General features: G+C 53.2%; 16 protein-coding genes. 1 reads left to right on the top strand and 15 read right to left on the bottom strand.

Features of this window, described 5'->3' with window-relative positions; genetic code table 11:
• The first annotated feature begins 233 nt into the window (after positions 1-233).
• On the top strand, positions 234-1124 hold the full coding sequence (nadC, locus tag KGP17_RS04085; protein ID WP_223498885.1) for a carboxylating nicotinate-nucleotide diphosphorylase: 891 nt from the start codon (positions 234-236) through the stop codon (positions 1122-1124).
• A gap of 109 nt (positions 1125-1233) precedes the next feature.
• On the opposite strand, the gene KGP17_RS04080 is transcribed toward nadC, so the two are convergent.
• From KGP17_RS04080 to KGP17_RS04010, 15 genes are all read right to left on the bottom strand, one after another.
• On the bottom strand, positions 1234-1893 hold the full coding sequence (locus tag KGP17_RS04080) for a helix-turn-helix transcriptional regulator (protein WP_166734100.1): 660 nt from the start codon (positions 1891-1893) through the stop codon (positions 1234-1236).
• Between the two features lie 20 nt (positions 1894-1913).
• Positions 1914-2615 carry a response regulator transcription factor gene (locus KGP17_RS04075; protein ID WP_059199762.1) on the bottom strand — a complete coding sequence of 234 codons (702 nt, stop codon included), beginning with the start codon at positions 2613-2615 and terminating at the stop codon, positions 1914-1916.
• Positions 2616-2624: 9 nt separating this feature from the next.
• On the bottom strand, positions 2625-3317 hold the full coding sequence (locus KGP17_RS04070; protein WP_080661042.1) for a response regulator transcription factor: 693 nt from the start codon (positions 3315-3317) through the stop codon (positions 2625-2627).
• Positions 3318-3492: 175 nt separating this feature from the next.
• Positions 3493-4020 carry a fimbrial protein gene (locus KGP17_RS04065; protein ID WP_179252281.1) on the bottom strand — a complete coding sequence of 176 codons (528 nt, stop codon included), beginning with the start codon at positions 4018-4020 and terminating at the stop codon, positions 3493-3495.
• Between the two features lie 71 nt (positions 4021-4091).
• The gene (locus KGP17_RS04060) at positions 4092-5120 is read right to left on the bottom strand and encodes a fimbrial protein (protein WP_223498884.1); all 1029 of its coding nucleotides are present in this window, start codon (positions 5118-5120) and stop codon (positions 4092-4094) included.
• A gap of 6 nt (positions 5121-5126) precedes the next feature.
• Positions 5127-7694 (bottom strand): fimbria/pilus outer membrane usher protein, encoded by a 2568-nt coding sequence (locus KGP17_RS04055; RefSeq protein ID WP_223498883.1) that lies wholly within the window; start codon positions 7692-7694, stop codon positions 5127-5129.
• A gap of 83 nt (positions 7695-7777) precedes the next feature.
• Positions 7778-8455 carry a molecular chaperone gene (locus tag KGP17_RS04050; protein WP_021179357.1) on the bottom strand — a complete coding sequence of 226 codons (678 nt, stop codon included), beginning with the start codon at positions 8453-8455 and terminating at the stop codon, positions 7778-7780.
• 93 nt (positions 8456-8548) lie between these two features.
• A complete protein-coding gene (locus KGP17_RS04045) occupies positions 8549-9082 on the bottom strand; it encodes a fimbrial protein (protein ID WP_059199759.1) in 534 nt (177 codons plus the stop codon).
• A 498-nt stretch (positions 9083-9580) separates the two neighbouring features.
• Positions 9581-10129, bottom strand: coding sequence for a tyrosine-type DNA invertase (locus KGP17_RS04040; RefSeq protein ID WP_115159080.1), 549 nt, complete (start codon positions 10127-10129; stop codon positions 9581-9583).
• Positions 10130-10593: 464 nt separating this feature from the next.
• Positions 10594-11154, bottom strand: coding sequence for a tyrosine-type DNA invertase (locus tag KGP17_RS04035; RefSeq protein WP_094982140.1), 561 nt, complete (start codon positions 11152-11154; stop codon positions 10594-10596).
• A 352-nt stretch (positions 11155-11506) separates the two neighbouring features.
• Positions 11507-12241 carry an SDR family NAD(P)-dependent oxidoreductase gene (locus tag KGP17_RS04030; RefSeq protein ID WP_094982141.1) on the bottom strand — a complete coding sequence of 245 codons (735 nt, stop codon included), beginning with the start codon at positions 12239-12241 and terminating at the stop codon, positions 11507-11509.
• Positions 12242-12245: 4 nt separating this feature from the next.
• Positions 12246-12494, bottom strand: a complete 249-nt coding sequence (locus KGP17_RS04025) for an acyl carrier protein (RefSeq protein WP_021179352.1) — start codon at positions 12492-12494, stop codon at positions 12246-12248.
• Positions 12495-12510: 16 nt separating this feature from the next.
• Positions 12511-13320, bottom strand: a complete 810-nt coding sequence (locus KGP17_RS04020; RefSeq protein ID WP_071926038.1) for a MaoC/PaaZ C-terminal domain-containing protein — start codon at positions 13318-13320, stop codon at positions 12511-12513.
• Positions 13317-14567: a beta-ketoacyl-[acyl-carrier-protein] synthase family protein gene (locus KGP17_RS04015; RefSeq protein ID WP_094982142.1), complete on the bottom strand. Its 1251-nt coding sequence runs from the start codon at positions 14565-14567 to the stop codon at positions 13317-13319. Before KGP17_RS04015 ends, KGP17_RS04020 begins: the two co-directional genes overlap by 4 nt.
• A gap of 12 nt (positions 14568-14579) precedes the next feature.
• The gene (locus KGP17_RS04010; RefSeq protein WP_371822175.1) at positions 14580-15875 is read right to left on the bottom strand and encodes an efflux transporter outer membrane subunit; all 1296 of its coding nucleotides are present in this window, start codon (positions 15873-15875) and stop codon (positions 14580-14582) included.
• Between the last annotated feature and the right edge of the window lie 73 nt (positions 15876-15948).

The raw sequence follows: 15948 nt of genomic DNA, 5'->3' as shown, positions 1-15948 counted from the left end.
TGGCTAATGTGGTACGCCGTAGGGGCGCTACATTGTCGCGCCCGTGTTAAGGTCAGATGTGGGAGTAAAATTGTGGCACATTCAGTCCCCTCTCCCTGTGGGAGAGGGTTAGGGTGAGGGGGATTACAGCATCACTAACCTATTGATATTACGTAGAACTCGCGGCTGGCGCGGGGCTGTAAAACAGAGTAGCATGTGCACTCACCGCTTATAGCCCATTTCCGGAGTTTGCCATGCCGACCCGTCGCTACAGTGCCGACAGCCGCCGTACCGCGCTTCTCGAACGTATTGCCAATGATGTCCCTGCCACCGTCGCCCAGGCGCTGAGCGAAGATCTGGGGGGCACCGTGGATGCCGAGCGCGATATCACCGCACAACTGCTACCCGCAGATAAGCAGGCCAATGCCACGGTGATCACCCGTGAACCCGGCGTTTTCTGTGGCCGCCGCTGGTTGGAAGAGGTGTTTATCCAACTGGGTGGACAGGTGAAGATCGAGTGGTTGGTGGAAGATGGCGATAAGCTGGTGCCCAACCAGCCGCTATGCCGCCTGAGCGGCCCAGCGCGTATCCTGCTGACGGGCGAACGTACCGCGCTGAACTTTGTGCAAACGCTGTCCGGCGTAGCCACGGCGGTAAGCCGCTATGTTGCGTTGCTGCAAGGCACACAAACCCGGCTGCTGGACACCCGCAAGACACTGCCTGGCCTACGCACCGCGCTGAAATATGCCGTGCTGTGCGGCGGTGGCAGCAATCACCGTCTCGGCCTCTCGGATGCTTTCCTGATCAAGGAAAACCACATCATTGCTTCTGGCTCGATCAAAAACGCGGTAGAGAAAGCCTTCTGGCTGCACGCCGACGTGCCGGTAGAGGTGGAAGTAGAATCGCTGGATGAGCTGCAACAGGCGCTGGATGCCGGTGCCGATATTGTGATGCTGGATAATTTCAGCGTCGAGATGATGCGTGATGCCGTTGCCCTGGTCCAGGGACGCACGCAGTTGGAAGTTTCCGGCAACGTCACCGATCAAACCCTGCGCGAGTTTGCCGAAACCGGGGTGGATTATATCTCTGTCGGGGCGCTGACCAAACACATTACCGCGCTCGATCTGTCAATGCGTTTTAACTGAGCCTGTTATTGGCAACGCCTCTTCCTGGGGCGTTGTACCTTATGTGAGAGCCACTCACACTGCATCTCCCTATCTACCAATGCGGATTCAAGCGAACACGTTGATAAGCTCAGCAATAGTACCAAAGGCTTGGGGTCAGTTCCCCGACCATCTGGACTCCGTCATGGGGCAGCCAACTGTCGGTAAAGACGCGTTGTATCGCGATAAGCTGGGCATAGTGGCGGATCCCCAGCTTGTGCATGGCTATGCCCTTCTGTGTGGAGATGGTTTTGATACTGCGCCTCGTCAGCGCGGCAATTTCAGCGGGAGTCATGCCCTGTATCAGGTACTCGACCACCTGCCGCTCTCCCATAGACAACGTTTCCTCATCACACCCCGGTAAAGTGCAGCCAGCCCGGCTATCCTCACCCAACAGAATCTGACGTAAATGCGTATGCCACAAGACTAACGGTTGTCCCAGATCCACGATATGTCTCACCCCCAGACGGCGCAACCGAGTCACCAGATAAGGAATGGGGTCATCCAGAATAGCCATCAGCGCAACGCCGGGAAAAGAGATCCGCACCTGCTGAATAAAACGCAAGGCTGACAATAAGTCTGCCTGTTGCCCAACGTGCAATGACATAACCAGCACATCCACCGGCTGTTCATCCAGATACCATTGCGCTTCAGCGGCTTTCTGGCAGTGCCAGACCCGCGATAGCGAGTGGGTATTGAGCAACGGCCAGATCCCAGCCTGAAAGAAACGGCACGGTGAAACGACTGCCACCCGGTACCGCTTCTGGCTAATCATGTCGCGACATACCAGGGGGAATTCGGCGTGTTGTAGGGCGCATCGGTGACCTGACTGCGTAAATGCTGGAACAGTTCCGCATCATTGCGAACCCCCAACTTGCGCATGCTATTGCACTTATGTGCGCTGATGGTTTTGACACTGCGATGCAGTAAATCAGCCACGTCAGAAACGCTCATTCCTTGCTGCAAGTACTCCAGTACCTTATGTTCCGCCTGCGTCAACACCACCAAGCTGTCCTGCACTTGCGCAGGAGTGGCACTGTGCAGCAGGTACATGGCCATACTGGGGCTACAAACCTTGGCACCGGTCAGCGCCTGTGCCATATCACGGCGAGTCTGCTCCTGCGACTCCTGGCGGGCAAGCAGGCTGATGTGCGGCCGGAGATTCAATCGCGTCAACAACGCAATGTCCCGGCAATAGGTGCACACCACAATACGCAGCGCGGGCGCACGTTCAGAGAGCATCAGCAACTGTTGCGTGTCGCGGGCAATCTCCTGCGGTGAGCCACTGAGCACCACCGCCAACAGGTCAATCTGTGGCGGCGCCCATTGCGCCAGCAATTGCTCCAGCGAAGAGACCATCACCACCAGATGCATAGGGGGATCAAGGTTCTGAATAAAATGTGCCATCCCTGCCTGAAGCAAGGGGATAGGGGCAACAACGGCTAATTTGACAACCGATAAAGGCGTATTCATGAGCGACTCCTAGATCAGTAATCCATTACGCGCCAGATAATCTCCACGGGTATAGAGATCGCTATCACTATGGAAACCGAGCTTAATCATGGCACGGCGTTTATGGGTGCTGATGGTGCGTACATCCCGAGCTAGCACCCGCGCCGTGTCGGTCACGGTTCTGCCAGCAAACAGGCACTCCAGTACGTCCATCTCACGTCCGGTGAGCGATAATGACGGCGCGCCATTGCCAATCAGGTTCACCGCTGACGGGCTAAGACTGGACAACCCCGCCATCGCGCAGAGAACGCCTTGTGTCAGTGATGACAGGGGATCCTGTTTAAGGTAGATACCGCTGACCCTCAACGTTCTCAACTGTGCAAGCAGGTGCGGTTCCTGCAAAGAGGTGGCGACGATAAGCGGCACCCGTGCCCAGTACTGGCGTAAATGGCTAATCATTCGCAGCCCCTCCAATACCGACTCACCTTCGCCACAGAGTTCGGTGATCACCACATCCACCTTGCCTTGCTGCATCGCCACTGGCAGATCGCACACCTTTTCTACGTGCACACAATCCATGATCTGAAACTGTGGTGGCTGGAATGCAGAGCAGATCCCGGCACGCGTTATCGGGCAAGCATCCATGAGCAATACCCGGTCGATGCGGCATGCCGTCTGCATTTTCGGTAGGGGTGTGTTGTTCCATACGGTTGATGTCATCATGATAATAGTTCCGTTATTAATGACTCAGCTTGTCCTGATAGGTGCTGGCACCCAAAATAGACTTGGGTGCCGATGTTAAAGCTTGCTACGCCAATACACACAGCGGCCAGGGAAACCAACGCTGGCCGTCTAAACTTGACCGTGTTTTACCCGCCGCGATAACTGACTTGGCTTATCAGTTATAGGAAAAGTCGACTGACATTACCGAAGCAATATTACCCGGCGTAACCACCCCTTTAGCATAAGCACTGGCTCTCAATGCGAATGTTGCCGTGTTTCCTACCACTGTCGTTTCCATGGTAGACCCCGGATTTTGCAAGGTATACGGGGACACATCTTGCGCCACTTCTACCGCCACGTTATCTGCCATCCCCGTACCGCTAGTCGTCGCGTAACGCCCGCCAGCTGCGGTATCCGCCGTACCGCTAAACGAGGCGGTAACCTTGGTGGTTGCAGTTGGACAGTCCTTCACTATCAGCTTGAATGGCACCGCCGTGGAGGTGTTTCCTGCCGTCGCCAGGTCCTTCGCCTGAATACTGGTCCCCAGATTGACGTTCAAATCTGAGTTGGTGGTATCTACCGTGCAGGGCGAAGCGACCACAACGCCGGTAATATTGACCTGAGTTGGAGCTGCCACTGCCTGATTAACACCGGCTCCCAAAACCAATAAGGCCAGCAGCGTACGTTGAGTTTGTTTTTTCATGAGGTTTCCTTACTGTTCCCGTCTGTATTCAGGCAGGGAATTCCTGCCTGATTTCCTTGAGTTAAAAAAACTTAATTAATTTCTGCATTAATGGTGGCCACGGCATTAAACTGCCCTATTGCCGGGGGATTGCCAGTCACGTTCATCGGTGCCAGGCTCATAGAGCTGGTGCCAGTTTGTGAAGAATAGTCGAAGGTGACAGGCAGATTTCCATTGACCGGCGGCACAATATTACCGTTCGCATCACGTACCCGAACCCCGATATCATTATTGTCCGTCTTCAATGCGGTTGGGTCCCCCCCCGATGGCTCACCACTAAAGGATAAGCTGACGACAACACCGTTAGAAATATTATTACAGGCCAGCGTCATATCAACGACTTTGGGGGTAAACCCATTGGCAATGGCACCGTTGGTTTTGATGTCATTTGACATGATATTGCCAAACTTGACATTAATGACCTGCCCGGCATTAATTTCACAAGATTGTGGTACCGTTACCGATCCGCTCATATAGACAGACGACATCGGCACCCCGCCATAGGATCCAGTGACTTTTGAGCCATAAAGGTCCAGGATCTTAGTACTTGGGATGACGACTTGCCCCACAAATGGCCGGGTAAAGTATAAAGACACATAGCCATTAGCACCGGATATCCAGTTCGTCACGCCCGTACAGGCGCTGGGAAATAGATTGTCCACGTTAGGGAATGGGGTGGCAATCCATTCCCTCTTGTTCCCTCCAACATATAATTCAGTTGCCACTTCCAGATATTTATTTATTGAATAAAAATGTAATCCATCAAAGTCCCGCGTAGCTGTCAGATTGCCCGGTACCACAGCCTTATAGAAGGTGTTGGCCGAGCCGGTACAATCACAGTTGGCAGCGTAATTCGCCGCTAAATTCCACTCGTAGGTTCGATTAAAATACATGCCAGCCTTGTTGTCCGCTGGATTGTCGTACTGTTTGACAAAGGGGAAGTTATATATCTTCGTGCCGGCTACCGTGGTACACCACCCGGTTGCCGCAAAGCTTGATACGGAAGACAGGCACAGCAGGCCGCCCAATGTTAATTTAACTAACCTGATTAACTTCATCATCGTTCCTTACCGGCACTGCGCATTCAGCATCTGAATGCCAGCACTTTCCGTTGTCTGTTTTGTCAGTGAGTAACTCACCTGACACTGTTGGTCTGAAGCGCTGCCCCACTTCACATTCAGGCTGCCGCTGTCTGCCATCCCGGTCAGATAAACCTGGCCACCGTCCCCGACGATAAAGCCCTGTGCCGTTTTCTGTGCCGGATCGCTCACCGTGGCACCGAACGGTACCGGTGCGCCGCCCTGGCGTAACAGCGTCATCAGTATTCGCTGGCCCACGTTGGCCTGGAAGTTGGCTCGAACTACAGCACCACGGGTTGGCACCACGTTCTGAGAGGTCAACTCCACCTCAACGTCATCCGCCAAAGTCTCGGTATTCAACTGCACCTGATTCTTGCGATAAGGGCTGACGTACGGCACGATGGCATAACCACGCCAGTCGGTTTTAACCCCGGTCTGGTTGTTAACCCCCGTGCCACCGGCTCCTGGTGCTTTCACCAGCGCAATGGTTTCCCCCAACGGCTGGCCGAAGGTCACCCCGTCCTGATGCGCTATAATGCCGCCCTGCAGGCCGTAGTTGAGTCGTTGACTGTTGCGATCGTAGGCATAGCCCGCCAACACTTCCCCATAGGTACCGCGATAGTCGGCATTCAGGTTGCCGCCGTTGCCGATGCCCTTGTTGCCATAGCTTTGCTGTACGCCCCAACTCAGGTTGTTGTCCGCTAACGCCGTGCCGTTCAGGCCGACGGCGTTGTTAGTGGAACCCTTCTGGCTGGTGTTCAGGTTGTAGCTGGCATAAGTCCTGCTCAACCAACGATCCAGCGGCATGCTGACGTTAAGCGCAAAGATCTGATCGCGGTCATAAATGGCGCCACTGCTGTTGCCACTGGCCGTCGAGTTTTCGTTATAGCTGTAGCTCAACCCGTAGCTGATACCGTTCCAGCTGTTGTTATAGCCGACACCGATCGAGCGTAAGGTACGATCGCTGTTCCAGTAATCTTCGCTGACCCAGTTTAATGACAGGGTTCCCGCCGCATCTCCCAGGTTCTGGCTGATGGTCAACTCGCTGCGGTTGCGCTTGCGGTCGGTGAGCCGGTAACTACTACCGTCACGGTAGGTGTCCAATACTTCCTGCAAACTGTAGTAGCCCGCCGTTGAGTAACGGTATCCGGCAATCGAGAAGTTGGTACCAGTCTGTACGAGGTTCTTGCTGTAACGAACTCGCCATGATTGGCCATCGGTTTTAGGTTGGTCTTGCATCGTAGACCATGCCTGGGTCACGTCTGCCGATATGGCACCGATGTCACCCATGTTCTTGCCCAGCCCCAAGGCCACAGACTGGTACTTACTGGCAAACTGGCCACCGCCGTAGGCGGTAAAGCCATTGGGTAAACCATAAATCGCTGTACCCTGGCTAAACAGGGTCTTGTCTATGCTGTTGTCATAAGAACGGTACTGCCCGCTGGTGAGCGAGTACTTCAAACGACCTTGACGCTGCAGCACGGGCAGCGAGGCAAACGGCACCACCATCTGCTGTTGGCTACCGTCGGCTTCCTTAATGGTCACCAGCAGGTCACCGCTGCCCCCGGTAGGGAACATATCGTTGATTTCAAACGCACCTGGCGCCACGTAGGTCTGGTAAATCACATAACCGTTCTGGCGGATAGTCACCTGCGCATTGGTTCGTGCAATACCCCGTACCATTGGCGCATAGCCCTTCAGGCTGTCCGGTATCATTTCGTCGTCCGAGGCCAACTGCCCACCACGGAACGGTACGCTGTCGAACACGTCCGAAGGCGAACTGCTATCCCCCAGCGTCATCTGACTTTTCAGCGCGATAATGTCACGCTGGGCATAGGTATAGATGGTGTCCCATTTATCCTGGCCGTCACTGCTTCGGCTCCAGGTCGTGTAGTTACGCAACCGCCACGCCCCGAGGTTGACACCCGGCCGCAGGTTGACGAACTGGCTGTTGCTGTCTTGGTTATTCCCATTACGTGCATAAGTGTTGGCTCCGCTCATGCTGTAGTTGAGCAGCAATGCCGGGATACCTTGATCCCATTGGCTTTCAGGAACGTAACCACGCGCTTTCTGTGAGAGGGCTGCCTGAGGAATACTGATCAGTAATTGCTGTTCGCTGAAACGGAACTTGGCGCTGGCCTGGGGAATGGCACTGATGTTGGCGCATTGTGACTTGGCATCACCGAGCCCTGGGAATAAATCGGTTTTCACCCCCAAGGCATTAAGTTGCTCTACGCTCAGACAAGGTTGCAGATGCTCTTTGCCATCAGCCCCTTTTTGCATACTGAACGTCACATCCCGTGTGTCCTGCTGTTCGTTATTGAGATAGATATCGACCCGATAGGTGCCCGGTGCCTGACCTATGCCTTCTTCAAAAACCGTTAAATCTGTCGCGCCCTGGTTTGGGTTATCCATTTGCAGCAGTGCAGGGTTAAAATAGTCACGCGCCTGTACGCTAAAAGATAGGGTTCCCATCAATGCCAGCTGGGTAGCGATCAAATACGCCAACCGACTGACGCGCGGCGAGTGCCCGGCCTGGCTTTTATAATTATTCATCCGTTTGACTCCATTGCCTACAGGGTGAAACTACCCCTGTGTCCTGTGCCCCACGGCCTGTGGGGATCCCTGCTCTCTGAAGGCTATAACGACGCGAGTTGCTCTTTGCTTACCGCCCCGTAATCATTGATAATTTTCCAACTGAGCGGGCCGCCACTCACTCCGGTTGGCAGTGCAAAGCTTGCTGTACTCATCGGAGCCACATAGGTCACATCGCTCAATTTCTTGCCTGCAACCTTCACCTCATAGAAGTTCATATAAAACGGCGTCGGGTTGTTCACCTGCAAGTGATTACCACTGCGTTGCCAGGTCAGTTTCTCTGTGACTTGCTCCGGCGTGCCTTTGATGCCCTCCGGGCGGTAAATCAGCTTGATGCGCGTCTTCACTGCAATTTGCAGCGTATTGCGGACTTCAGCTTTGCTGGCTGCGGGGATGGACTTGATGTTCATCCAATACAACGATTCTTTATCTGAGGGCAGATTGCCCCCGGCACGCACCACGCGCAGGACGTTTTTCTGGTCGCCATCCAGGCGGAACAGCGGCGGGGTCACCACAAAGGGGGCTTTCTCAGCGCCACCTGCGGTGGTCTCTACCCAGGTCTGGATGAGGTATGGCCCCTTGTCCGGGTTACTGACGCTCAGTGAAGACTCCTTTTTACCGCCTTCATAAATCAGGCGCGTACCGCCCACAACCACACCGGCCTGAGCAGCACAGCTCATCATCAGCAAGCTCGTCAGCACCGTGGCAGGAATAAATTTCATACAAACACCCCGTGAAATGAGACATAAAGGCCAGCTCAACTACCGCCGGCCTGAAATCAGAACAACTAATCTCTACGTCGAATTGGTAAAGTCTTAGTTGTAGTTAAGGGTGAAGCTAGCGGTGGAGTTCGCGACACCAGAAGTGATGGTGGCGGAGGTAGAGATATAGCGTGCAACGAAGTTCAGATCGTTGTTACCCACAACCAGTGGATATGATTTAGATGCGGTAAACAATGGAACCACAGCGTTAGCGTCATCGCTCAGCTGAATACCAACACCCGTTGCGCCACCAGCAGTCAGTGCCAGAACGGTGTTGTCACCAGATACAGCGATACCGTCAAATTTGACTGAAGCTTGAGTTGCCGCAGCCGGGCAACCTGTCAATTTGATGGTGAAATTGGTTGCAGAAGATTTAACACCCGCAGTCGGAACGCCGCCCACGTTGAAGGAAGTGGTAGCGACTTCACCCAGATTCACCTGCAGTGGGCTGCTTGGGTTGTTAGTCACAACACAAGCGTCATCGGTGATTTTACCAACGAAATCGACTTGACCATCAGCAGCGGCAGCAGCGGTAACGGCAAACACAGAGGAGGCCAATACGGCAACAGCAATCAGATTCTTTTTCATACAACACTTTCCTTTAATGTAATGCACCCATGTGCATAGCAAAATTATTTGACATAGCCTTATGTCGTTCCCTGTTTATTTAGCTCCAAGCGAGAACCTCTCCCGTTAAATAACCCATCAAGCCGTTAAGCCTTATCGCACCGACGAGTCATTTTGAACTAAAGTGTACCGTCCAATTATTTATGCTAAATATCACACTTAAACAGCATTAAATTCCAATGGGTGATCAATTAATAAACAATAGTAAAAAATTAAAGCTATGCTTGGTATCGAGGGGGGATTTTATAGAACCATCAGAAGTGGGCTTGAACAGCCACTATTGGGGAAGGTCAATAATGAATAACTGGCTAGAAATAAACACAAATCATTGATATGTATTGTTATTTTAAAATTAAGAATGTACCTACAACAAATTTGTTGACTCGCGAAAAGATAATCCCTAGAGTGCGTGACAGTTTAGTTCAAAGTGTACCGGGTGAATTAAATCATTACATTTGTTTACCAGACTTCTTTAAATCTCCGCGCGTTGCTGGCCGTATAAAGTACGGTGTGCTGAATATTCTTATGCCCAAGAAAATCCTGAATCAACCGAGTATCTATCCCGCGGTCGGCCAGCGCGAATCCACAACCATGTCGCAGCATGTGAGGATGGGCGTTAACCTCCAGACCAGCCAACTCACTGTAATTACGCATTAACCAATAGATACGCTGGCGGGATAGATGATTCCCTTTCTCGGAAAGGAATAACCAGTCGCTGTCGGCGCCTCGATAAGTACGTCTGACATTTAACCAGGCGCGTAACGCTTTATGTTCTTGGGCATATAAAGGATGAATGGTGGAAAAGCCGTTTTTCAGGCGATGGATATAAATGCTTTTACCCTCCAAATCGATATCGGAAAGGCGCCAGCGGTTGATCTCACTGACGCGACATCCGTGGATAAAACACATCCAAATCAAACAGTAATCGCGTTCGGCATGTTTACCATGCTGAGTAGCTCCTAGCAGACGCGCAACTTCGGAAGGAGTCAGATGCTTGCGATTATTCATAGTGCCTCACTGTGACTTTACTAAAAAATGTGCAGGGCTATTCATCCTTTTACATACCTACAAGATTCATAGGATCGCTGATGCAAGGGTTGCTACAGCTTCAACCTATCCCAGAATCAGTATAGCGGAGAGGAAAAAAGACAACAGCCATGGAATTGCTAAGGATATCCGACAAAAAAAAAGAAACGCCATAGAAAAGCCAATGATCTATGATTTAAAGGGTTATTCTTTCTTAAGTGTGAGATAAATCCGAAAAAACTCATTCTCAATGTAATGAAATGCTCTATCAATAATGAGTGCAGAAGCCAACGCTGGATTGATATATTATATCTTCATAACATTCTTATCCATGACTGCATAATAGGTTAGAGGTGGCTATATATACGATAGTAGACTCAACCTAGATTGGATGAGTCTAACTATTATAGATGAATTAAATAAACTGCTTTTCAAACAGATTTGAATTATATTCTGATCGAACGAAAACGCCCCGCGTTACTGGCTGTATAAATTACCGTATTCTGTATATTTTTATGGCCCAGATAATCCTGGATTAAGCGAGTATCGATGCCGCCATCAGCCAGCGCATAGCCACAGGCGTGGCGTAACATATGCGGATGCACGGGGACATTCAGTCCAGCAAGTTCACCATACTCGCGAAACAGGCGATGCATCTGCTGGCGAGAAAGCCGCCCCCCCTGGCGTGAAAGAAACAGAAAATCACTGTCTGCTTCAAGATATTGCGGGCGCAGGGCCAGCCAACTGACCAGAGCGGAGTGCTCACGCGGCTGGATCGGATGTTGGACAGAAAAGCCATTTTTCAGGCGATTAACGTACAATTTTTTGCTAAGTAGATCCAAATCTTGCAGGCGCAGATTACAGAGTTCGGAGACGCGCAATCCATGAATGAAGCAAACCAGCAACATACATTTATCGCGGACGGTATTCTTATGCTCAGGAATTGCATCAAGTAAACGCTGTACTTCATCCATGCTCAAAAACTTACGATTGGTGTTAGCCGACATGCGGTATTTCCCTATACACATTTTTCCAGATATTGGATTTAACGACATAAGAAAATTCTGGTCAAGCTACAACCTGATGCTCATCATAACTTTGTGGAATAAATCGAATTTCAGCGGGTTTAGTGCCATTAATTCATTTCACATCGTAGTAATAACGTGTGGGACAGTCTGTTTTTTCAACAGGCAATTCTAACATCGGTGCTTTATTTAACCACGCAAACCGTAAGCTAGACTCACCATTTGATAGAAGGAGGGGGTGATCGTAGATGCTCTGAAGTAAGGAAATAGGGAGTTATCGAAAACGCTTGGGGTATGCAGAGATACCCCAATAGAAGAGTTAATCAGGCTTACCTTAGACGGTCAAACCCCCGTCAAGGATCAGGCTTTGGCCTGTCATATAACGGCTATCATCTCCGATGAGAAACGCGGTGGTACGCGCTACTTCGCTGGCTTTGCCCAGGCGGCGTAGAGGGATTTGCTTACGCAGCGCCTTCAGCGCCTCCGGCGGAATGGCCTGCGTCATCTCGCTTTCGATAATCCCGGGCAGCAGACAGTTCACCCGGATACCAAAACGGGCCACTTCCAGCGCCAGAGATTTCCCCAGGCCGATCATCGCCGCCTTACTGGCCCCATAGGCCGTTTGCCCGATGTTGCCCTTGATGCCCGTCACCGAAGACATCAGCACCATCGCCCCTTCCCCCTGCGCCATCATGGCGGGCAACAGGTGCCGATTCCAGTAGAAGATGGCGTTGAGGTTGGTGTCGATCACCTGCCGCCAGCGCTCCCCGGTTTGCTGGATATGCAAACCATCCTGCGTGATCCCGGCGTTATGGATCACCGCAAAAGGCGCGCCAAGGCGAGCCAGCAGTTGTGGAGCCACAACATCCACTGCCTGCTCATCGCTGCCGTCACAGACACAGCTCTCCACCAACCCCGGCAAACCCGCGCAAGCTTCTATAACTGCCGACTCCGCCTCAGAGCCACTACGGCAGGTGAACACCACGTTCCACTGCCTGGCCAACTCCTCCACCAACGCCCGACCAATCCCCCGGCTACCGCCAGTCACTAACACCCATTGTTTAGTCATAGGATCACTGTTGCGCGTCGACCAGGCTTTGACACAGTTCACCCAGCGTCATATTCGGCTTGTCGATGAACATTTCGGCAGTCAGCGTGGCCCCAAACTCACGTTTGGCCAACACCATCAACTCCACATAGTCCAGGCTGTCCAGCTTCAACTGATGCAGCGGCATCTCTGGCGACAGATCGCTCATTTCGAGATCTTTGGCATCGCAAATCATTTCAGTGACGGTGTCATAAACCTGTTGATACTTTTCCATGATGAAATCCCTGTAGTTAATTGTCGGCCAATGGCCATGTTTTTAAGGTCACCGAGGTGACGAGCAACGGATACTGCTGCGTTCTGGCCTCGATCACCGCACGTAGCACAAACCCGTTGCTTCTATCCCCAATAATCAGCATCGGCTGGATGTGGTAATACAACCGATCTTCGGATTCAAACAGCGCCGTGGGGGTAAACAAACGGGCGCTGAAGTGAGTTTCATGGTGCGTTTGCACCACCGGGATCTGGGCAAACACGTCGATCAACGTGGCGGCCCGGAGTTCAGGTAATGCGGTGGCTAGCGCCGCCAACGTTTCCGGAGACTTGACCAACAGTTGGAACAGCAGGGCATCGAAAAAACTCCACGCCTGCGTGGCTTCCAATGCCTGCCCCGGGAAGGGCTGGCAAAGCGCCATCACCTCGGCCACGGTCAGCGCATGTTCGTGATTGCAAGCCGCCAGTTCCAACGGGCGGCCCGCAGCCAGCTTGCTGTTGAAGCAGTTTTTCTGCGTCGCGCAATCCAACAACTCGCCGGTGATCTGTTTGCCGTTAGCCCCAATCAGCAAGTCATACGGCGTCTGGCACAGCACCGGCCGACGCATGCGGGTACTGAATACATAAAAGTCATGTTCCGGCGGGCTTGCAAGCAGCGCCGCACTCAACTGACGTTTCATATCCAGCATTGCCCGCATCCCGTGAACGCTCAATTGATCGGCCCCCATTTTGCGGACGTGTTGCAGATCAAAGTGGATCGGGTTGTAGTCACCGGAAAAGGCGGCCCACTCCTCGGCATCGCGCAGGGTGTAGTTGAGGATCATGCTCATGCCTGCCCAATGACCAGCGCCGCGTTGGCACCACCGAAGCCGAAGCTCAGATTCAGGATGTTCTGCAATTTGGCCGGGCGGTGCCCTTCACTGATGTAATCCAGATCGCACTCCGGATCGGCATTTTTCAGGTTACAGGTGGCTGGCATCAACTGATGCTGCAACGCCTGCAGGCAGATAATGGACTCAAAACTGCCCGCCGCCGCAATCAGGTGTCCAGAGTAAGACTTGGTGCTGGAAAGCGGCGTGCGGTAGGCCGCCTCGCCAAAGGCCAGCTTGATTGCCTGGGTCTCATTCAGATCGTTGAGCGGCGTGGACGTGCCATGGGCATTGATATAATCGATATCTTCCGCCGTCACCCCAGCCTGGTACAGCGCGTGCTGGATGGTTTTCACCCGGGCAATCTTGTCTTCTGCTGGCGCGGTAAAATCAAAGGCATCGGAGTAGTTGCCGTAGCCTTTGATCTCCCCAAAGATCGTTGCCCCACGCGCCAGTGCGGCTTCGCGCTCTTCAAGACACAGTACGGCAGCTCCCTCAGACAGCACAAAGCCGTTACGATCGAGGCTAAAGGGGCAGCAGGCCTTGCTAGCATCCTCCTGTTCACTTGCCAGGGCGCGCAGAATATCGATGTTCCACACGGCTGCATCGGTACGCAACGACTCACCGGCACCGGCCAACATCATCGACGCACGGCCGCTGCGGATCACCTCGGCCGCATCACCAATGGCGATCGTTCCGGTGGCGCAGGCGGCAATCGGGCTATTTTGATAACCACGCAGGCCCCAGAACAGGCTGCACGCTGCCGTAGCCGCATTCGGCATGGACAGGAAGCAGCCAAACGGTGAGCCCAACCCCGTACGCAGATAGCCTTCGTAGTTAAGATGGGTTTCATCCTGACCCGCCCAGCCGCTGCCGATGATAGTGCCGCAGTCCAGCAGATCGTAATACGCCGCCGGGCTCTCACCGTGGAAGGCCATCTCCATCGCTTCGCGGGCCGCCCCCAGCGCAAGACGGGCAAAACGTGGCAGACGACGGCGGATCGCCGCCGGGACGCCCTTCAGGCTGGGTTCATCGTCGATCACGCCGAAGAAACGTGACTGGATCCCCTTGGCAGACATATCGACATGGCGATAGCCCAGTTGATAATCCATGATCGCTGCCCAGCTTTGCTCGGCATTCATCCCTAATGGTGTGACCGCACCGAAACCTGTAACCACCACGCGACGTGGCAAAGCATCTTTATTCATGACTTCATCCTGTTATATCACCGTTTTTTCCACACCGCCGCCCAACGCCAGCCACAGTTTCATGGTGGCATTGAGGTAGTTGTACTGTAGATCTGACAAATTGGTTTCGATGGTCAGCAAATCGTCCTCGGCATCCAGCAAGCTCTGGAAAGAGACCGCCCCCGCCTGGTACTGGCTTCTAGCCAATACCAGCCGCTGCTGGCTAAGCTGCAGATTCTGTTGCTGATTGATTTTTTGCTGTTGATAGCTGAGCCGTTGCGACATGGCGTTATCCACGTCGGAAAGCGCGCTATAAACCTTGCTGCGGAAGACGATCGCCGCCTGTTTGACGTCCAGATTGGATTTCTCAATGGTCAATTGCACCGTGTTCCACTGCACAAACGGCAGCGCAGCGTTGGCTCCCAGCGTCCTGACAGGATTGCTGAACCATTGAGAGAAAATGCTGCTGGCAGAGCCGAGTGACGCAGCCAGTGACAGCGATGGATAGAAGCTTAAACGCTCCACATCCGAACCTGCCAGGGCTGCTCGCAAACGCCCTTCCGCCGCCTTCACGTCTGGACGGCGGGCAATGACCTCAACCGGCAGCACTTTGGCAATTGGCACATCCTGATTGATGTCCAGCGAGCTGCGCTCTGCCTGGCGATCGGTGGGCGAACGGTTAAACAGGATCGCCAGCGCATTACGGTTCTCTTCCCGCTGCTGTTGCAACGTGCGATAGGTGTTCTCGCGATTAAGCAACGACTGTTTCGCCTGTAACAGATCGAGCTGTCCGGCAGCACCGGAAGCATAACGTGACTGCACCAGAGCCAGCGTCTGCTGGCTGATTTCCAGGCCCGCTTGCTGCTGTTTTATCTTCTGGTTAAGGTTGGCGATCTGCCAATAATACTGCGCCGTATTGCCGATCAGCGTTAGCGCGGTGTTTTGCCGATCCTGCTCCGTGGCTTCAGCCTGCCACTGCGCCTGTTCTCTGGCACGTGCCAATTTCCCCCACAGATCCAGCTCATAGCTCAGCGACAACGTCGTGCTGTAAGACTCCGTCGGGGTGGTATTGCTACGCAGGTTTTTACTGTTGTTGGCGTTACCCTTAACTGAAACATCAGGCGTTAAGTTGGTATCGGTTAACCCGGCCGCCAATCGGGCCTGCTGGAGCTGTATGCCCGCGATGGCCAGATCGTTGTTGCTGGTCAGCGCGCGTCCGATCAGCATCGAGAGCTGTGGATCCGCGAAGTTATCCCACCAGTGGTCAGTGTGTTGCAGATAGCCAGAACCGGTATCCTGCACTCGCCACTCAGCGGGCACCGACAACATTGGCCGCTGATAGTCGCTTTTCGTCAACGAGCCACAACCGCTCAGCAGCAGGGGCAACAGCATCACCAGAGAA

The sequence above is a fragment of the Serratia sp. JSRIV001 genome (genome assembly GCF_019968745.1).
GTDB lineage: Bacteria > Pseudomonadota > Gammaproteobacteria > Enterobacterales > Enterobacteriaceae > Chania > Chania fonticola_B.
This window is presented reverse-complemented; position numbering and strand designations above follow the sequence as displayed.